Origin of the sequence: Pseudoalteromonas spongiae UST010723-006 (genome assembly GCF_000238255.3) — a bacterium.
Classification (GTDB): domain Bacteria; phylum Pseudomonadota; class Gammaproteobacteria; order Enterobacterales; family Alteromonadaceae; genus Pseudoalteromonas; species Pseudoalteromonas spongiae.
The window spans coordinates 1,487,016-1,506,198 of sequence record NZ_CP011040.1 but is presented as its reverse complement, the minus strand read 5'-3'; the positions used below and the strand labels follow the sequence as shown (position 1 = coordinate 1,506,198).

The window sequence follows — 19,183 nt, the reverse complement described above, 5'->3', positions numbered from 1 at the left end:
GTGCACGCCTAAAAAGTGTGCATTAAAACCTTTTGTAACGGATTTTAAAGGGACTAACCCTAGGCACTAAAAATGGGAGGTCTAAATGGGGATTCTATTCGGCTGAGCGGTGAGCTCATATAGTGTTGGTGGAACGTGTTATTAATGAGCTGCACAGGATGCTGTGCCAGCGGTGACAAATATAAAAAAGATGCGCAGGTATTAGCTGGGCAAATACAGTCGCTTTCGCAGCATTCAACATCGCAGCAGTCGTCGCTCTCTTCGCTGCCGTTGGACGTGGCATCAATTTGCGAGCTAATAGTGTGAGTGTCATTAAGTGACTCTACCGATCGCGCATAGTGGTTTGCCACTGCTTGCCCAGTAAAGGCAAATAACAGTGTTATTAATACAACCAATTGTACGAATGGTTTAAACATATCGCTCTCACATTAAATTCAGCGACATTCTAAAAGGCTTTATAAGGAATGTGAAGTTTCTCTTTAAATGACTGCTGTTTATACTTTAAAGCATGCAACCAGCTTGGTGATTAAACAGGTTGCATGCTGTGAACACTAATCCAAGTCTTTGCTCATTAAACCCATCAAGCCCACTAGCGCGGCAAATAGTACGGCTGCCACAGGCCAAATAATCCAAGTAACGCCCCAGTTCATTGTCCATAAGCTCCATGCGAGGAAAATAGCGACCACTAAAGGCCAATAAAACGGTGCCAGTTTTAGTGCGTTGCGTTCACTTTGGGTGAGTTCGCGGTTTTTATCCCCTTCGTTTAATACATGTTTATAGGCTTCATATTCACTTGATGCGGGAATAATCACCCACAAACCTAAGGTTACGATAAACAATAACGCGGCGAGCATCAGCAAGGTTAAATCGGTGCGACCAATCAGCATAATAACTAACAATAATGGAATGCTACTGGTAATAAATAAGGTCACAGCGAGCGATACTTTGCCGTTGTACTTAGGTGTGAATGCGTCGATTTTCTCACTAAAGGCACTATGCACACCATACATCAATTCAAATTTACCTTTTTCAATGGGAGCAATTGCACGCTCATATTGATTGGTTTGGATCACCAAACGCACACCTGCTGCAATTAGAATAAAAATTGAAATTATGCCAAACACCACTGCGGTATTTTTATTTAACCCAATGCTGTTGTTATTGGCTAATGCCAACAGAAAAAACAACGGCACAGCCGAGCATACAAAAAATGCGACGCCTTTTGCCGTGAGAATGGCTTGGGCTTTTTTGGTGTTTACGTAGTCGATAGCTTGCTCTAGGCTAATTTGTGTTAAGTCATTGTCGCGCTCTTCTAAGTGTTCAGCCGTTTCGATTTCGTCTTTTAACAAAAAGTCGGTTGAGACATTAAACAGTTCGGCCAATTTGATAATTTTATTTAAATCAGGAATGCTGTTGGTGCTCTCCCATTTTGAAACCGATTGGCGCGATACGCCCATTTTTTCGGCTAATTCTTCTTGTGACCAGCCCAGTTGCTTTCTTAATGTAATTATTTTCTCGGATAAGATCATTGTTCGTTACTCTGTTTGTTAAATTGCCTCTAGCTTAGGAATTTCAACGGTTGCACACTAGCAAGCTGGCTTGGAATCTTGTCAACTGACAGTTGCATTTACTTATTTTTGCTAAAAAACGGCAATTTTTTACGTTCTAGCATACCGCTTATTGATTAATCGACCAGTAAATTATTTATGCGTTTTTATAATTTTTTGCCGCGTTTTTGTTGCAGCCCAATAGGCAATTTTCAAAAAAAGCAAAGTTATATTTGCGCGCTTTTAGTTTTCTTACTTAGTTTTGATTTAAGTCCTTTTGTGAAATAACTTTAGTTGATAGATTGGTATGCAAAATAACGATTGCTGGATAAAAGATGGATTGGCTTGCCGAAGAATCAGAAACAATTACAAACAACCGTAAACCATGGAAAGTAGTAATTGTTGATGACGATTTAGAAGTACACAAAGCAACAAAGTTAGCAATGAAGACGTTCGAGTTTATGGGGCGTCGACTTGAATTTTACAGTGCCTACAGTGGCAGCGAAGCGAGAGCGCTTTTGCGCGAACATCTCGATGTGGCCGTTATTTTGCTCGATGTTGTAATGGAAACCGACGATGCGGGTCTAAAGCTCGTTAACTTTATTCGTGGTGAGTTAAATAATCGCGATACGCGTATCGTGTTAAGAACAGGGCAAGCCGGACTTGCGCCAGAGAGCGAAGTGATTAAAAACTACGATATTGACGGTTACAAAGCCAAAACCGAAATTACCGTCGATAGTTTGCATCATTTGTTCTATACCTCATTACGTTCGTTTCGCGATATTTCCCGTTTGTGCAGCTACAAAAATGCGTTAAAAGCCTTGCTAAATTCGGTGTTAAAAGTCGATAAGCTCGCCGATATTGAATCGTTTTCGACAAATTTACTCATCTATTTGAGCGATGTGCTAGACGCCTATGAAGCAGAACTGGTGATCAATAAGCGCAAAGCGTCGGTTATCAATATAAAAAGCACTAATACCACGGTAATTAACGCGCAAAGTGATAGCTCTTCAGCCATTGATGTGCCTGATTTTATTAACACGGTTACCGCTGCCAAACAACTTACTTATGAGGGCAATTTCGCCGGAATTTATTATAAAAGCGAAAATGAAATTGAAGCTGTGGTTGTGCTAGAAGTGGACACTGAGCTCGATAACAATGCCATAGAGCTGGTGGAAATATTTACTGAACATGTGTGTGCCCTGATCAGCAAAGTGAATGGAGCAAAGTGATGATACATTTCAATATTGATAAAATCATAACCTCGCTTAAATCGTCTTATGGTAAAGATTTTTTAGATACCATTACGATGCAGCTGCATAAATCAATTGGCGCGCAGTTTACCTTTATTGCCAAATTAGATGCGATACGCAATGTATCCCAAACGATGTCGTTAGTGGCAGGTGACGAATTTGCCGAAAATTTTGAATACTCGCTGGAATTCACCCCGTGTGCTGATGTAAGTGACGATTCTACATGTATTTTCCCCAGTGAAATTTGTAACTTATACCCAAAAGATCAACTGCTTATCGATATGGGCATCGATGGTTACATTGGCGCACCGTTACACGATTCTAAAGGCGCAGTATTCGGCTTAGTTGTAGCGCTTTACAGTAAACCAATCGAAAACGCCGAAGAGGTTGCGTCGTTATTTGAATTATTTGCCGGACGTATTTCTGCTGAATTAGAACGCGCTGAAAAAGAACACGCATTGTTTGAATTAAACCAATCACTTGAGCAAAAAGTAGCGTCGCGCACCCATGAATTAGAAAGCGCATTAAAGCAGTTAAAAAGTTCGCAAAAACAGCTTATTGAACAAGAAAAGCTGGCGTCGCTAGGGCGTTTAGTGGCAGGTGTTGCACACGAAGTAAATACGCCGTTAGGTGTTGCTATGTTAGGTAATTCAACGGTACTTGCTGGGGTAAATCAGCTTGCTAAAAAGTTAGCGAGCAATACGCTCAGCAAACATGATTTAGACGCTTTTCTTATTGATGCTAAAGAGGCGGGCGAAAGTGTTGAGTTTAATTTAAACCGCGCCAGTGAATTGGTGGTTAACTTTAAGCAAATCGCGACCGATTTTCATACGGATCCGAAAAGCGACGTCAATTTGGTTGAGTGGATTTCGTCTATTTCTACAAGCTTAAAACCAATGCTAAAAAGTGCGGGTATTCAATTTAAACTTGAACTGCCACCTTACGCCTTAATTGTAAATACGTACCCGTCGCGTTTAGCTCAGGTGGTGACTAATTTAGTATCGAACGCGATAAAACACGCCTTTCCAAAAACGCACAGACAAGCCGAAAAGGTCATTACCATTAGGCTAAGTGGCGATGCTACTAATTATGCTCTGGAAATAGCCGATAACGGCATTGGTATGGATGAAGACACACAAGCACATATTCTTGACCCATTTTTTACAACAGACCGTAAATCGGGCGGCATGGGGCTTGGTATGAGCATAGTGCATAATTTAGTTACGGGGTCGTTAAATGGGCGCTTGGTTATTAACAGCGAACAAAATAAAGGCACTAAAGTAAGTGTTTATTTCGAGGGCAAGTAACTAATTTTTAAATTAAAGTTTTGGGGTTTTGGTTTCTGACTTTTATAGCGGGCGCATTTATGTCATGCTGCGCGGCAAATAATAATCAAATATTAGGCTGGTAATGGAATTACGACACGTTAGTGAAACGATTATTCATGGTATCTCAACAAGAACTAATAACGATGCTGAAATGGGGCCAAATGGTAAAATTCCGGGGCTGTGGCAAACGTTTGATGCAAAGGTACCGGTAAACTATCAAGGTGGTGAACGAGTTTACGGCGTTTACTACGATTATGAATCAGATCACACCGGCATGTTTAATGTGCTAGCGGGGTTTGACGGTACATCTTACCCAGATAATCTAGAAGCAATTACGATTAATGAAGGCAAGTATTTGGTGTTTAGCCATAAAGGTGAGATGCCGCAAATCGCAATAGATGCGTGGACGCAAGTTTGGCAATATTTCGCAGGTGATGCGTGTGAGTATCAACGCTTATTTACCACTGACTTTGAATACTACCCAAATGGCAATCAAATAGACGTATGCATTGCGGTAAAATAACACGATAGCTGTGTTTAAGTGGGTGAGCTGATTTTACTTTCAGCCACCACAATATTAAAAACTGTTTAATATCAATTGTTAGCGCCATGAAAAAATGCCCACACTGTCAACAAAAGTTAAATCCATTTTCATTGTCGTTTGCTGCATTTCCTGTTTACTTTAAATGTGATGGCTGCAAAACACGGCTAACGCTAAAACGGGTAAAGGCCTTTTGGCTTACTTATCTGCTTTATAGCGTCATTATTTTGCCAATTGTGGTTCATACACCATTTATTAATAACCATAATCTTGGTCTGCCAGTGATGATTGCTGGCGCATTTATGCTTTATTATTTTGTCGCTAACTACCTATTAAGACAAGAAAACATCGCGATTTATAAGTAAGTTATTTATGCCACCTTAAGCGGTTGTGCGCGAACATTTATGTGTTTTATGTGCGGCTTTTTGTGCGGCGTTTTACCTTCCTCAGCCCTATCTTTTTACGTTGAAATGCAAAAGACACATTGTTTTTTGTTTTTAATATTGTCGACAATATTGTGCTTATAAATATAAAAAATGATCTAAATTTGATGTTTTACTTTATATTTGTCGACAATTTAAATTTAAATAAGATTGTTAGTCATGCTTTATAATCTGTTTGGCACTATTAATACGCTGTTTATTGTCGTTAGTTTGTATGGTGTTTTTTCACAGCTTAAAACCATTTTTGAACGTAAACAGGCTGCGCAATGTAGCGATTCACCAACTGCACTTTTGTCGCTGAATCAATTTTCGGTGAGTTTTTTAGCGTATTTATCGTTTTTTATTTATGGCTATTCCATAGCGCCATTTAATCATTACATTGTATGGCCTAGGCTTGTGGCATCGCTACTTGTGTTGGGCATTTTGATAGAAATATGGCGAGACCGAAAAACACATTTAGCATTTATTAGCATGAGTTTGGCATGCGTTTGTTTAGTGGGTTCAATTTTAGGGCCGTTTGTTGGCGAAACGTTTGCTGATAACGGTAAGTTAATTTCGACAGCCATTATTTTGTTGGTATCGGCGTTGATTGCGCAGGGTTACGCACATCAAATTTATGTGATTATACGTTCTGGTTCTACAGGTGCGGTGGATTTAAAAATGAGCCAGTTTATTTTGATGATGGATATCTCCACCATTGCGTTTGCCTTTAGTATGGGACTGAAACAAGGGTGGCCGTTGCTTGTTTTAGCAATCACCAGCGGCATAACCAAACTCATTATTATGTATTTGTTTCGCTGGGTTAAGTTAAGCCCCATAGCAAAAGCACGTCGCGTAAAGGCTGCTTAAACTGAAAACAGTATGATATTTAAGCCTAATTGCTGCTTGGTTGGTGATTACTTGTAGCGCTTTTTCTCTGCGTTGGCAGTATATAACTGCGAAAATTACTGTGTTGTGTCATGACACTTTAAGCTATGCGTCAACTGCGCGATAGCGCGCAGTTGCTGTAAAAAGTAGTGGTGGCGGGCCAATCACTAAATACTCCAATTACACCCACTGTTTTAGCGAGAAAGTCGAGCAACTCTAAGGTAAAACCTTCATTTTTAATTGCCGGTTTAACTGATTGATAATAAAAACCGCCACCTTGCGTGATTAGCCCTGAACGCTCTAACGTCCATGTAATTATTTTTAGTCCGGCTTTTTTTGCCTCTAGCGCATAGGCTGATTCAATCAGTTGATTATTTTCATCTAAACTTACCAACACCCAAAGTGGTGGCGCAATAATATTGATACCCATGGCTTTTAATTCGCTCATGCTGTGTTGCCACGTTGCGGGGTTATTGTGATCAAAATTATCTTGTTCATAGCCATTGTCTAAATACACAGCTTGCGTGGCAAAATCGGGGTAGTGTTTAATCCAATACTGTAAATCGTCAAGCTCAAACGATTGCACAAAGACATCACTTGGAGAAATACCTGCTTGTTTATATTCGCTAATCAGCTTTTTTGCGTATTCGTGTTGTGACAATCCATCAAACGGCATTGTTACTTGGGGCTTTTTAAGCTCAGGTGTCATTTTTGCACCTAGGCTTTTAAACAGTTCTATGCTTTGTTGGTGAGTCATTAAAGTGCCGTTAGCAGCATATAAATCAGTGCGCCAATAAGGTGTGCCAGTTAGGTAGTCTTGCGGCGTTTTGGCGTACACATTGGCGCCGTCCATTTTGCCTGATAGTTGTAAAAATTCTGCGAGTGTAAAATCTGATGTGCAGCATTCTACTTGTGCTTTTTTGCCAAGCGCTTTATCGCCTGGAGTAAAAGGTATTCGGCATTTTTTAGCAAGCTTTGGTTTTGCTAGCACGTTTGTTGTTTGGTGTAAGTCACATTGTGAATGGCGACATACTAGAGCCTGGTCTTTAGTAAAGGCAACATCACATTCTAAAATGCCCGCGCCCATTTTTGCTGCAGCAAGGTAAGACTCTTTGGTATGTTCTGGAAATTGCAGTGGCGCTCCGCGATGACCTATTGAAAAATCGGATTTTTCAAAAGTATTTGTATTACAACTTTCAAGCTGAGTTTTAAGCGGTGAGTTGTCCATTTGCGAGACGAGATAATATGGGCGCACACCCACTTCAACTTTTTCATTATGTGTTTGTGACATGCTTTGGCAGCCACTAAGAAGTAGAATCATCAAGAAAATTATCGCGCGCATAAATCACCCTTATGGTTATGATTTACCCATTACAGCACAATAAAATGACAAAATGTGAAACAACACATTATTTTTGGCAATACTCATATTAACCTTGCTGTGGTGTATCAATTGAGCACTAGCAGTGTGATTTTATTACTTTATGGCCTTGCCTCAATAACATTGGCTAATCAATCAAAAACTTGAGCTCGGTGGCTGCTTTAGTCGGTATAACTTCTGTTATCTCGTAGCTGGCTATGTTTTCACGATAAAAAGGGTCGTGTGCGAGTTCGCGCTCAAGTGTTTTGCGATCGTTAATGGTTGAAATGATCACGCCACCTGTTCTTGGCTTTTTTCGGCCCGATAAAATGAAATGCCCTTGTTTATATTGGGCATTTAGGTATTCAATGTGCTCAGGTATAAATTTATCAACCTCCTTAAGTGGCACTTGATAGGTGAGTGAAATAATAAACATATGTCGTCCTTGATTTATAAAAGCAAAGTCTGATTACTCGCGCGTAAAGGCTAATACGCTTTAGTTGTTTTTAGCGATGCCCATTAATACCTGCATCGTGCTATTGTTGCTGGTTAATGAAAATCCGTTAGTCACGCTTTCAACAAGTAAATTTGCGCTTTCATAACCTTGGGTGATCATCTCTGGCGTAAAACCAAAATCATCCTGCTCATTGCGCTGCCAATCCCACTGTACAAACGTACCGCTTTGGTTTAACAAGCGTTTAAACAAGGTTAATAACTGCTGGTAATTTGGCACAAACGCACACACTGATGATGCAATAATTAAGTCAAAACCTTCTGTTAACAATGGGTTATTTTTAATTTCGTGTTCTGATAGTTCACAACAAAGCGTTCTGACATTGGTAAGCGATTTGGCGTTTAACACATCGATCATTTTTGCTGATGTATCAATGGCAATGATCTCTGCGGCTTGTTTCGCAACTTTTTCTGTAAGCAAGCCAGTGCCACAGCCAAAATCGAGCACACGCAGGCCATTTAGTTCTGTATATTGTGTAAGTGATTTGAACGCGTTTTCGGCGTAGAGGACTACATCTTGGTTGTTGTCCCAACCATCGGCATATTCATCCCAACTGTTGCTCATATTTGTTCCTGTTTAAAAAGTTTTTAAGATTTAATGCGCGCAAGTAGAGCACGTATTTCGCTTACAACCATTTCGGGTTCATCGTTTTGTGGGTAATGGTAGCTTTTATCGGTTAATACAGCTTTTCCTTGCGGAAAATCATTGGCCCAATCGGTATGCAGTTTACCCCACAGTTCACGGGCTTTGTCGGTAAAAAATAAGAGTGCTGGCTCGGGGTAGTGTTTTATTGAGGCAATGACGGTAACCGGAATATCTGGAATTTGCGGGTAGTCGGGCAGTGGGCGCTTAGACCAAAAATCTAAATATTGGTTAGAAAGTCCATTTGCTTGGTCGTCGAGTTTTACTTGCGCAATTTCCTTTTCAGCCTGCGCTAAGTTAATTTGGCGCATGATATCGACATCGTGCTCTGAGGCTGGCTCAATAAGCATTAATGCGCTTAGTTGGGTTGGGTAAGTTGCCGCAAATCGTCTTGCGATGTAAGCGCCGTAAGAATGGGCAATTAACACCACGGGTTTTTTAATATCTAGTGCAGCAAGTAGCAAGTGCGCTTCTTCTGCATATTCTTCAGAGCTGTAATTTTTGATTATTTTTTGCGAACCGCCATTGCCGATACGCGAATAGCGAATAACACGCGCATGCTGAGTTAGTGTGTTGAAAATAGGGTCCCAATCGGATAAACCTGCCGAACCTCCGGCTTCTAATAAAATGGTATGGTCACCGCTACCAGCCATTTGGTATTCGACGGTATATCCTTTCACTTTTGTAAATTGAGCGGTAGCGAAAACATTAAAAGTGAGCAGTGAACTTGCGAATAACAACCAAAATTTCAAAATAACTCCTTGTTATAGTGGTGGGAGGTGAATATTTTAAGACAAAAACTAATACCAGTTTGTCCTTAGCCAAAAAGCCTAATAGTCACAGGTGTATTTACTGTAATTCCAACTTCCACCTGAATCTAAGCAGGTGTCTGAGTGTAAAAATTCGTTTAAGAACGGCGTAACTGAGAGGGTGATTGCAGCAACTGCTAACCAGGCTTTAAATTTTCTGTGCGACTTTTTGAGAATAATAACTGCAAATAATGTGCACGATGCGGCCCACATTAAATTGTGTTTACTGTGCTCATTCCAAGCAAACTCGCTTGTATCAGGCAAGCTTATAGTCCAATAATTAAAAAATGCGGTGTTCACAAAAATTAATGCGCTAACAACAAGAGACGTTGCGATACACCATTTTAAAATCTTAAGCTTATTCATGTGGCAATATTCTGATTAACGTATTTGCACGATTATGACTTAATTTTAGGTACATGTATTGTAAATAACTGTATTAATTAATTTGTTAAGCGCCTAGTAACGGCAGGTGTTTACACCGCTGATAGGTTAATGCGAGTGTTAAACATTGGCGAATAACATGATGCGGTAAAGGCTTATTGAGCGGCAATATAATTGCTCTGTTTGCTTGAAATTCAAGTGTATCGCGATAGAGTTCTCGAAACGTATCGACAAGCTTGGTGCGGCAGTTAAAATACAATGCATAGTATTGAGGGTTTTTGGGCTTCCAGTCCATGCGTATTGGCGTACCTGATTTCACACTGTAACTTGGCTCGCCCCATTTTAAACACTCGTCAACATCGCCTAAGTTTAATTCTGTTGCCAGTGAAAATATTAGGCTGCGTAATTCTTCTAAACGTTGCTGTACGTGAAGAGGGTAAGTGCGCAATCGCTGTTGTACTTCATTGTTCATGTTGCTTCCTGCTATCGATTAGGGTTCTATAAATCTTATTTATGTTTTGGTCACAAATAATTAGAGCAAAGAGGCTAATACGCTCTGGTACTTAATCAAGTTTATTTATACCGCGGGCGAGTTACACTCTTTGCTAAAAATGGTATTAACTACCTTAAACACTATTTTAAATCGCCATGCTCTAGGTAGTATGCGTGAACTTTGATTGGATTAACATTGAGTTGGTGTGCAATTTCCTCATTACTAAGGCTTGTATTGGCACCTTCTATGCTAAATTTTTGCATTAGCGATGATGCGCTGTTAATCCAAAACAAGTGATCAACTCCAGGTTTACCTTCAATAATACGAGCATAGAATTGCCTTGCTACGCCATTGGGAGTGAGGCGAATGTATTCCGCAGTTTTTGGCATATCCGGATTAAGCTGTTGCCTAAAAATAACGTCTTTCACAATGATGTTTTGTTGAGGTAATTCAAGCGTTCCACCGCGTTCAAAATGATCTGAGTATAGATCAGCCTTAAACTGCCATATTCCTTTTTCATTTTGGGCTAGCTTGGTTAGGTCAAATCGTTCTGGCGATAGCGTCCAATAATTTGAGTTATTTACTAGCGTATTTCGCAGCTTATTGTGATTTACACTGTTGGCGAGCTCAAAACGCACAATTAACTGCATGTCGTGAGGAGCATGAAACATAGGTAAATGCGACGCATAAAGTGATTGCCCATCTGAAAAAAGCAGCATGCCATGTAAACCAACTCGCGCGTTGTGCAGATGGTTGCTGTTTTTCGCAGAGGCTGCATTAGCAACACCAAGTAAAATGGATAAAATGAGTGGCAATATGAATTTCATTATATAACTCCATGCTTTGTTTGTGAAAAAAGTAACCCGAAAACACTGATAGTGAGGGTGCATGTAAATACCCAAGCAGTAATCGACAGGGTGTTTTTAAACACGAAATGTTGAATAATTGCTTGCCCTAAAATGCCAAGGCCAACCCAAATAGCATACGATACCGTTATTGGGATTGTTTTACTGGCAACGCCAAGCAGATACAAGCTCAAACCCATGCAAGCGCATAGCATAAGAACATAAAAATGAGATTTTGCGGATGTGTGAGCGCCGAGTAGCGCAACCCATAAAATTTCGAAAAGTGATGCACCAAAAAGGGCGAGATAACTCAGAAACATAACGCCACCTAATTAAATTGGGTGGGGCCGTCCCCGATGAAAATGGAGCGGTAAGGTCGTCCTTACTTCCTAACGGATGCTAAAAATAGCAAAAGCAAAGCGCATCTGCAACACCCTTTTAACGGTTGAACAAGTCGCGTGTGTATATTAGTAACTCGTACGCTTTTGTTAAAACGAATACTGAAAATCCAACATTACGCGTGTACTTTCGTAGTTTATAGGTGATTGCCCCCCTTTAAAGGGTTGTACCGCATACACATTGCTATTGAAGAGATTTTTGATGCCAAAATTCCATAACGTATGAGTGGTTCTATATTGATAGAAAGCATCAACATCATAAATCGTATCTAATTTTTCTGGCTCGCCGCAGATAAAGTTTGGATCATTAGTACAAGCATATTGACCCGATACAATCCTACCTAGCAGATGAAAGCGCGAATTGGCAGTGAAACGATAGTGTAAATCAGCCTTAAACATATGGTTTGGAATACCCAAAACCGCATCTTTATTTGATGGAATAGTAAAGGAGTCAATATTACTTTTTTCAACTGTAAAGTATGAATAATTAGCATTGACGTGGAGCTTATCTAATTGCCACTTAAGTTGCAGCTCCATACCCATGGTTCTAAAGTCACCGAGTGTTGTATTACTGGCTGATTGCGGATTAAAACCAATAAAATTATCTACTTGTAATAGGTACAAATTACCGACGAGCGACGCCGTTTCGGTTAATTGATAACCGGTTTCCATTTCCCAACTTTTACTGGTTTCGGGATCTAATATGGGGGTGCCTGCATTATGTGCACTGGCAACAGTATCAAATTGCGGTATTTTAAATGCCTCGTTGTAGATTAATTTTGTATGAAGTTTATCCCAAGTTTTGGTAAGTGACAGCCTAGGTACCAGCTCAGGCCCAGCTAAGTCGTGGTTTTCGTAGCGGATACCGGCAAGTACGTTGGCAAAATCCCAATCAGATTCGTATTGGGCGTATAAGGAATAATCATTATTTGACGCATTATTACTGCCAAAATATCGTACTGTTGGGTCGAAAATGTAAGATTGGTTCACTTCGGCTTTTTCATAATAATAATGTGAGCCAATCAATAGGCTGCTGTTATCAGCTAATGCATACAAACCTTGTACATCGACACGAGAGCGGTTTATTTTACGTGAAAGATCATGACCATATTGCCCTTGGCTATTCCATGGTTTTTGATTGGTGTAAGTTAATTTACTGCTTAACGCGAGCTTATCATTAAGCTGCCACTCTTTACCTAAACTAATCGCTTGATGTAAAAAAGTTAACTCATTGGCTTGCGTATAACGCTGGTTTGGCGAAAAAAATAATCCCGAGTCACCAAACAATAGGCGGTCTTCTTGTTTTAACTTTTCATATTGTGCATTTAAATCCCAACCGTTATAGCGCAGATTCATACTTAGGTTAGTCGGTTGCGAGTTGCTATTGTTTTGCAGGTTAAATTGATAACCGTCCAGTGCTTGCCAAGTGGCATTACTGTAATCACCATAGCCTAAACTACCAGATAGCCCATATTCCAATTGGGAAGATTTAAGTGTTACTTCACCTGAGTGAGTAAAACCAACAATGCCATTATGAAAACCCGATTTACCAATGTCTGTCATCAGATTGAGTTTATTGTCGGCGGTAGCTTGGTTGAGTGTGGTGACGCGAATTACTGCTAAAGCAGCTTGACCGCCATATTTAACGGACCCAGGACCACGAATGATCTCTACCTGAGAGATATTACTTACTGGATAGCGGTTACCTAAAACCAGTGAGCCAAATGCCATTTCATTTTGTTCAATGCCATCAATAATCAGTAATATTTTAGCTTCCATGCCCCAAATGCCACGAAAGCTTACCGAGAATGTACCCAAGGTATCGGTGCCAACCCAAAAACCAGGTACTTGTTTTAATAAATCTTTTAAATAACGTGCGCCAGAGCTTTCAATGGCACTGCGAGTGATCAATGTTATGACACTTGGTTGTTCATTAATGCCTTTTTTATCGTTGGACGCGATATCAATTTCGATGTCAATTAATTCTTGAATGGATAGGGAGAAAAGGTCAGCTTCAGAACTCTGTGTTTGCGCGGATGTTTTAAACGATAACCCACTCAAAAAAGTTAACAAAGCACAGAGTATATAGGTGATAAGGTATTTGAAAATCATACAAAATTAATGGTGAGCAGGGTATATATATAGTTTAGAAGCATTGCTCTTTTTATCAACTATTTAGAGTAGTGCTTTATGCTAATTTGGCATTTAAACGGGCAAGGTTATACTTTTAAATTTGTCGATTAAACAACATGAATTAAGCTAGCAATAGCAGGAAAGCATACTGAAACTTCACATATTGACTTTAAAAGGTTACGCATGATTGAGCTGTTTTACCGTTCCGAGTAGATTTATTAGTGCATTTTTCTTAGCGCCTTTGGTCATGTCGTAATTGCTAATAAAGCGGGTCATATTTAAAAAGATTTGACCACCAAACGACTCACAATCATCAGGAGAAGCAAAATACGCCATTGACCATTCTGGGAATAATCTGCTATCAAGTTCTATTTGGTCAATAACCATCTTAACTCTATGGCGTTTGTCTGATTTTATTTTCAAAAATAATTCATCCAATGTATTGGCTGGGCCTTCAATGTATTGGACAAACTGGCTATTTTTAAAATAAAGAAAGCCGGTAATTGAATGTTTTTGATTGGTATTTGCGGCATTAATTAACAGACAATTTAGGTCCAATTCATCAAAAAACGTTGTTGCTTCACTGAGATACACTAATCCTGTAATCACGCTAAACTCCTTCCTATTATATTAGCAGAGCTTAGCGTAATTCTAATGTTTTACCATGTAGCGCTAAGAATTTATTACTCAAAAGTATGTTGATTAATAATGGGTTTATTGTTTTTAACTCTACTCACTCTCCTAACTCGGGAATTTTTCTTTAAAATCACTTAAAGCGAAATAGTTGTTAGACATTTTATGCCTGATTCTTTACCAATGCTGCGCCGTGTTTTAATGAAATAAAATAGTTGGCTTAAATTGCTATGGCTTGCGCATAAGCCAACTATTATTTATCTCATTTATCCAGCTTGTTGCTGCGGAATCTAATCTCCGCCCGAGTCACCATCGCTTCCCTTACTAGAGCTAGAATCAGCCAACGAATCAAATTAGCAATAAACACTTACTCCAAAGTCAGTATGTCGATAAATTAAAAGAGTGGTAAAAATAAGGGGAACGCTAATATGTTTAAGTACTAAAGCTCGGTATTACCAGCGCGATACCAAACAATAAAAACGTTACACCACTTATTTTATTGAATCGTTGACGGTTTTTATTACCACTAATTAGGTGCTTTGCCTTATCAGCCAGTGCGGCATAGCTGAAATAAATTGTAAAATGAATCAATGCACTGATAATACAAAGCACAGTTACTTGAGGTATCAATGGTGTTTTTGAGTAAATAAATTGAGGTAATAAGGCTGATACAAAAATTAGGGCTTTCGGGTTTAAAGATGTCACCCAAAAAGCTTGTTTGAAGATTAGCCAAGGTTGGGAGTGTATAGAAGGTCTAGACACACCAGTACTTAGTTGAAATACAGCTGAGCGATAAATCTTAATTCCTAAATAACATAAATAACTAGCGCCAAAAAATTTTATTACGGCTAATAATTCTTCAAACGCCAAAATAATCGTTGCTAAACTTGTAGCGCTGATAAGTAATAAGAGTTGAAATGCAATTACATTCCCTAAAACGCCGAACGCTGCGAGCTTTCTGCCGAAGTTTAAACCGTTATTAATTGAAAGTAATACGGATGGGCCTGGGGATGCCAAAAGCATCGTAACTATTATTGTATACGTAGCATATTGATCTAGATTCATTTTCTTCTCTGACTATTGCTTTAGTGTGTGGTTGTCACTGCCATAATCGCGAACTATATTGCCAACTCTTATTCTGAAATGACTAAAAAGCTCTTCTTTTCCTTTTTTCTGCGCGGTTTGGTGCTTAAAATGCGCTTTCCACTGTGTTACCGCCGCTTCGTTTTGCCAAAATGATAACGATAAAAATGTGTCTGGGTTTGAAAGGCTTTGAAAGCGTTCGACAGAAATAAAGCCATCAATTTGATTTAGCGAACTTTTTAATTCCTGCGCCATTTCAAAATAACGTGCCTTTCCGTTAGCTTTTGGAGTTACTTCAAATATTACTGCGATCATATATTTTCTCCTTAGGAACTCGCATGTACGTTACGGGGGTCTACAAAAACGTACGTTTTCATTAACAATAAATTTTTTAGTTTTAGCCAAGTGAGTATTGCTTTTATCTTGCTATGACAGATGTAACCTGCTCCGAGAGTTTTCATCATTTGCCATCGGGCTAAAGCTGATTAATACACGTACATCTAATTTAAAAAGATTTTATAAAAGTTGGTTATTTTCATACTTATTGTTTCCGTGTCTGTTTTTTGGCAGTCTACCGGTCTTAAATAGTGATGCTTCGACGGTGGTCGAACTGTGAAGGAATAAATAAGTGGAACCTAATATTGCTTACGTTGGAAGTCTAATAGGCGATAAAGCCAGATCAAAAATGTTGACTGCTTTGATGAGTGGTAAAGCGTTGACTGCAACAGAGTTATCACTTGAAGCCGACATTACCCCTCAAACCGCCAGCAGTCATTTGATGAAATTAGTTGAAGGCGAGCTATTGATCGAAAGAAAGCAGGGGCGTCATAAATATTTTCAGCTTAAAAACTTGCAAGTTGCTGAACTGATTGAGCAAATGCTAAATATCAGCGCAACGCTATCAAAGAGCAAAACTATTACGGGACCCGCAAACGAAAGGCTAAGAAAATCGCGTATTTGTTACGACCATTTAGCGGGGGAGCTAGGGGTAAGGTTACTTGATGCGTTAGTGGATCAAGGTTTGCTTATTGAGGAATCTACAGAGCTTACGTTGACAGAAGCAGGGCACGATTTTTTTTGTAAGATAGGTGTTGATTTTAACGTACTTAGCAAGCGCCGCCGACCGTTGTGTAAAGCGTGTCTAGATTGGAGCGAAAGGAGAAGCCACCTTGCGGGTAGTATTGGGAAATGGGTGTTAGACGATGCGATGAATCGTAATTGGGCAAGCCAAGACTTAGATTCCAGAGTGATTCAATTTACACCGCAAGGGTTAAACGCCTTTACGAAAAGGTATGGTATTTGAACGTTAACTGCACGCATTGTACAAACTCACTTTATTCCAGAATTCCAATTTAAGAATTTCACTTATTTTCAAACGGATATAACACACACTTTGCATGTTCAAAATCACCTAACTCTGGAATTTTTTCTTTAAAATCACTTAAAGCTGGAATATTTGTTAGACGTTTAATGCTGATTCTTTACCAATGCTGCGCCGTGTTTTACTGAAATAAAATAGTTGGCTTAAATTCGCAAAATTTAAGCAACAGCCAACTATTATTTATCTCATTTATCCAGCTTGTTGCGGCGGAAATTAATCTCCGCCTGAGTCACCATCGCTGCCCGAGCTAGAGCTAGAATCAGTCGACGAATCAAATTCGGAATAAACACTTACTCCAAAGTCAGCATGTCGATAAATTAGAAGCGCGGTAAAGACAAGAATAACGCCAAAAATGGGGTCATCATGCAGGTACATCCAAGCACCTAGTATTGCTATTAAGATAGAGATTATCTTTTTAATCATGTTTTACTTTCTTGTTTGGTTTAATTAAATGCAATTCCGATTTGCTAAATAGTGTCGCCATAGCTTAGTCCGGCAGTATTTTTGGCCGAAATGATGCTGTAGCAACTGGTTATATGCCGCCTAAAATATACCCAAAAGCAAAAGCGACACATGCAACCAAAATCAATTGATTTAACTTTGTTTTTTCATTGCGCTCTGAAACAGATTGCAACATAGCTTCAACAGAGCCTTTGTATTTACCAAATGCGTTAAGTGTATAAGTGGGTTTATTGTTTAGTTGGCAGAAAAAATCATTATTAGAATCGAGAAACTCTCTCAGTTGTGATTGGCTAATATTAGTTTGATTTGCCAAAGTTATGATACCGCATCCAGATTTACCATGGGATGCGACAGTTTCAAGAATTTGTTTAGTTTGGTTAAAGTCCATTTATTTTCTCCGTACTTTTAGTTGGTTTGTTATCTGTATACCATGCCTTTAGTTCATTAATTTTAATTACAGGCTTGCCATTAAAATCACTTATTACTGTGGGTGTTAAATGCTCGAAATGCTTAACATGCCAATCTTCCATATACAGCTAAGCGTTGCGAATCACTCTGAAATGCTTTGTTATGCACGTATTTGATATAAGTGCCCTGACTCAAATTCATTCTTAGCTACGCACTTTATTTGCCAACCAAGTTTATGCGCCACTTTTTGGCTACCCACATTATCTGAAGCAATGAAAACTTTAACTTGGGTTAAGTCGATGGATTGAGCCAGTTTGAATATTGCTGACTTGCACATTAGCCACGCCAGCCCTTTCCCCCAAAACTTCTGTCGAATGAAATACCCAAAGTCGAGCTCAGCATCAAGTAGCGTAATTCCACAAAACCCAACAATTTCGTTAGTTTCAACAGACCTGAACGCAAACCTAGTTTTTGCCTGTTGCTCATTAGCAAACCAAACTTCAGCTTCTGCATCAGTCAAAGGTCTTCTAGGTCCCAAAAACCTCATAGTTTGCTCGTTTTGAAGCAAGTCAAAAACAGCACTTCGATCACTATCAACTAATTGTGAAATAACGATTTTGTCCACGTTTACTCTCCTAGCACATAACGCCGCCAACAGCGGCCGAGCGTAGCGAGGTCCAGCGCACGGAGTGCGCGATGCTGCTTGGCCTTGTTAAATGGCTTGTTCATTGCTGCATGTAGCCTTTAAATTCTTGCAGACTATTTGCAATCTTAATGGCCGATTCTGGTGCCATACCAATGCTTGGCATGTAAAACACCTCTTCGGCTTCATTCACAACCAAAAGCTCACCGCCACCATTACCGCCGAATGTTAAAAAGCCAGGAGCGTACTCGGCGATCTGATAGTCGCGATTGAATTCTTTCAGTTCTTCAGGCTGCCACAAGACATACCATTCTGGCTCTACTGATAGTTCACCTTCTAGGTAGCCTTCCTCTAACCAAGATCTCAGAACTTGTTTGATAGCTTCGATATCCATGATTGCCATTTAACATGTTTATAGCGAGCGAATCGCGCATTTTTCTACCACAGCGTCGCTCGTTTTTATGAATGACTCATTTGTAACAAACTTCTTAACTATTTGCCAGTACTAACAAAATGCAGCAATGATGGCTTTTATCTCAGGACAAAAACGTGCGATTGGATTGTTTTCCTGACTATGCAAGCAATATACTCTGACGAAATAGAAAAGTAATTTTTAAAGACCGCTGTTCGCTCTTTTGCGGCATTCGAATAAACACGTCTTGGGGCAAAAACGTGTATAGGTGAACGTCTATTTTTGAGAACTTGGTTAATAGCGATTAGACGACCATTGAGAGTCGTTTGAATGTTCAAAACTCCCACCTTCTCCAGATTGAAATCTCAAAAAATTACTAACGGACAGAAAAAATAATCGATAAAAATAACGCTAATTCAGAAAAAAAGCTGCCATTTTTTCGGTTTAATTAGCCTAACCAACTGTTTTAATGAAATTAATCTAAGTTCAGATTCTGGAATTAGCTGAGTTTATACATACCTGATTTCCACAAAAACAAGTTCATTATTCAAGCTATTGAAACTCGATCAAATCTTAAAATTGGAATTTTGGAATTAGGTGACTT

The 19,183-nt window shown here is 39.4% G+C and carries 24 protein-coding genes; 6 read left to right on the top strand and 18 right to left on the bottom strand.

The genetic code is table 11. The annotated features are described in order from the left end of the window. Positions 1-59 precede the first annotated feature (59 nt). Both PSPO_RS21025 and PSPO_RS21020 read right to left on the bottom strand, forming a co-directional pair. Positions 60-416, bottom strand: a complete 357-nt coding sequence (locus PSPO_RS21025; protein ID WP_010558546.1) for a hypothetical protein — start codon at positions 414-416, stop codon at positions 60-62. Between the two features lie 135 nt (positions 417-551). Further along, a complete protein-coding gene (locus tag PSPO_RS21020) occupies positions 552-1,529 on the bottom strand; it encodes a helix-turn-helix domain-containing protein (protein ID WP_010558547.1) in 978 nt (325 codons plus the stop codon). A gap of 353 nt (positions 1,530-1,882) precedes the next feature. Between PSPO_RS21020 and PSPO_RS21015 the strand changes: the two genes are divergently transcribed. The 5 genes from PSPO_RS21015 to PSPO_RS20995 all read left to right on the top strand — a co-directional run bounded on the left by PSPO_RS21015 (position 1,883) and on the right by PSPO_RS20995 (position 5,961). Further along, positions 1,883-2,779 (top strand): DUF3369 domain-containing protein, encoded by an 897-nt coding sequence (locus PSPO_RS21015; RefSeq protein WP_010558548.1) that lies wholly within the window; start codon positions 1,883-1,885, stop codon positions 2,777-2,779. Continuing rightward, positions 2,779-4,107, top strand: a complete 1,329-nt coding sequence (locus PSPO_RS21010) for a GAF domain-containing sensor histidine kinase (protein ID WP_021033043.1) — start codon at positions 2,779-2,781, stop codon at positions 4,105-4,107. Before PSPO_RS21015 ends, PSPO_RS21010 begins: the two co-directional genes overlap by 1 nt. Positions 4,108-4,210: 103 nt before the next feature. Continuing rightward, positions 4,211-4,651: a GyrI-like domain-containing protein gene (locus PSPO_RS21005; RefSeq protein WP_010558550.1), complete on the top strand. Its 441-nt coding sequence runs from the start codon at positions 4,211-4,213 to the stop codon at positions 4,649-4,651. An 86-nt stretch (positions 4,652-4,737) separates the two neighbouring features. Then, positions 4,738-5,034, top strand: a complete 297-nt coding sequence (locus PSPO_RS21000; protein ID WP_010558551.1) for a hypothetical protein — start codon at positions 4,738-4,740, stop codon at positions 5,032-5,034. A gap of 237 nt (positions 5,035-5,271) precedes the next feature. Beyond that, on the top strand, positions 5,272-5,961 hold the full coding sequence (locus tag PSPO_RS20995; RefSeq protein ID WP_010558552.1) for a hypothetical protein: 690 nt from the start codon (positions 5,272-5,274) through the stop codon (positions 5,959-5,961). A 130-nt stretch (positions 5,962-6,091) separates the two neighbouring features. On the opposite strand, the gene PSPO_RS20990 is transcribed toward PSPO_RS20995, so the two are convergent. From PSPO_RS20990 to PSPO_RS20935, 12 genes are all read right to left on the bottom strand, one after another. Further along, a complete protein-coding gene (locus tag PSPO_RS20990; RefSeq protein WP_010558553.1) occupies positions 6,092-7,321 on the bottom strand; it encodes a glycerophosphodiester phosphodiesterase family protein in 1,230 nt (409 codons plus the stop codon). 166 nt (positions 7,322-7,487) lie between these two features. Further along, positions 7,488-7,775: a YciI family protein gene (locus PSPO_RS20985; RefSeq protein WP_010558554.1), complete on the bottom strand. Its 288-nt coding sequence runs from the start codon at positions 7,773-7,775 to the stop codon at positions 7,488-7,490. Between the two features lie 60 nt (positions 7,776-7,835). Next, positions 7,836-8,417 carry a class I SAM-dependent DNA methyltransferase gene (locus PSPO_RS20980; protein WP_010558555.1) on the bottom strand — a complete coding sequence of 194 codons (582 nt, stop codon included), beginning with the start codon at positions 8,415-8,417 and terminating at the stop codon, positions 7,836-7,838. Positions 8,418-8,440: 23 nt separating this feature from the next. Then, entirely contained in the window at positions 8,441-9,247 is an 807-nt protein-coding gene (locus tag PSPO_RS20975) for an alpha/beta fold hydrolase (RefSeq protein WP_010558556.1), read from the bottom strand. A 78-nt stretch (positions 9,248-9,325) separates the two neighbouring features. Continuing rightward, a complete protein-coding gene (locus PSPO_RS20970; protein WP_010558557.1) occupies positions 9,326-9,670 on the bottom strand; it encodes a hypothetical protein in 345 nt (114 codons plus the stop codon). An 85-nt stretch (positions 9,671-9,755) separates the two neighbouring features. Continuing rightward, complete coding sequence (locus PSPO_RS20965) at positions 9,756-10,160, bottom strand: DUF1801 domain-containing protein (protein WP_010558558.1); 405 nt, start codon at positions 10,158-10,160, stop codon at positions 9,756-9,758. A 161-nt stretch (positions 10,161-10,321) separates the two neighbouring features. Next, on the bottom strand, positions 10,322-11,008 hold the full coding sequence (locus tag PSPO_RS20960; RefSeq protein ID WP_010558559.1) for a hypothetical protein: 687 nt from the start codon (positions 11,006-11,008) through the stop codon (positions 10,322-10,324). Beyond that, a complete protein-coding gene (locus tag PSPO_RS20955) occupies positions 11,008-11,346 on the bottom strand; it encodes a DMT family transporter (RefSeq protein ID WP_010558560.1) in 339 nt (112 codons plus the stop codon). Before PSPO_RS20955 ends, PSPO_RS20960 begins: the two co-directional genes overlap by 1 nt. A 168-nt stretch (positions 11,347-11,514) precedes the next feature. Next, positions 11,515-13,485, bottom strand: coding sequence for a TonB-dependent receptor plug domain-containing protein (locus PSPO_RS20950; RefSeq protein WP_021033042.1), 1,971 nt, complete (start codon positions 13,483-13,485; stop codon positions 11,515-11,517). Positions 13,486-13,734: 249 nt separating this feature from the next. Beyond that, positions 13,735-14,166: a BLUF domain-containing protein gene (locus PSPO_RS20945; protein ID WP_010558562.1), complete on the bottom strand. Its 432-nt coding sequence runs from the start codon at positions 14,164-14,166 to the stop codon at positions 13,735-13,737. Between the two features lie 456 nt (positions 14,167-14,622). Continuing rightward, positions 14,623-15,255 carry a LysE family translocator gene (locus PSPO_RS20940; protein WP_084616560.1) on the bottom strand — a complete coding sequence of 211 codons (633 nt, stop codon included), beginning with the start codon at positions 15,253-15,255 and terminating at the stop codon, positions 14,623-14,625. Positions 15,256-15,267: 12 nt separating this feature from the next. Next, positions 15,268-15,588, bottom strand: a complete 321-nt coding sequence (locus PSPO_RS20935) for an antibiotic biosynthesis monooxygenase family protein (RefSeq protein ID WP_010558564.1) — start codon at positions 15,586-15,588, stop codon at positions 15,268-15,270. Positions 15,589-15,901: 313 nt separating this feature from the next. Between PSPO_RS20935 and PSPO_RS20930 the strand changes: the two genes are divergently transcribed. After that, on the top strand, positions 15,902-16,576 hold the full coding sequence (locus tag PSPO_RS20930; RefSeq protein ID WP_010558565.1) for an ArsR/SmtB family transcription factor: 675 nt from the start codon (positions 15,902-15,904) through the stop codon (positions 16,574-16,576). A 291-nt stretch (positions 16,577-16,867) separates the two neighbouring features. On the opposite strand, the gene PSPO_RS21760 is transcribed toward PSPO_RS20930, so the two are convergent. From PSPO_RS21760 to PSPO_RS20915, 4 genes are all read right to left on the bottom strand, one after another. Further along, complete coding sequence (locus tag PSPO_RS21760; RefSeq protein WP_158523477.1) at positions 16,868-17,029, bottom strand: hypothetical protein; 162 nt, start codon at positions 17,027-17,029, stop codon at positions 16,868-16,870. 157 nt (positions 17,030-17,186) lie between these two features. Beyond that, on the bottom strand, positions 17,187-17,504 hold the full coding sequence (locus tag PSPO_RS20925; RefSeq protein WP_010558567.1) for a hypothetical protein: 318 nt from the start codon (positions 17,502-17,504) through the stop codon (positions 17,187-17,189). Between the two features lie 180 nt (positions 17,505-17,684). Next, complete coding sequence (locus PSPO_RS20920) at positions 17,685-18,149, bottom strand: GNAT family N-acetyltransferase (protein WP_010558568.1); 465 nt, start codon at positions 18,147-18,149, stop codon at positions 17,685-17,687. Between the two features lie 100 nt (positions 18,150-18,249). Continuing rightward, a complete protein-coding gene (locus PSPO_RS20915; protein ID WP_010558569.1) occupies positions 18,250-18,561 on the bottom strand; it encodes a hypothetical protein in 312 nt (103 codons plus the stop codon). Positions 18,562-19,183 lie beyond the last annotated feature (622 nt).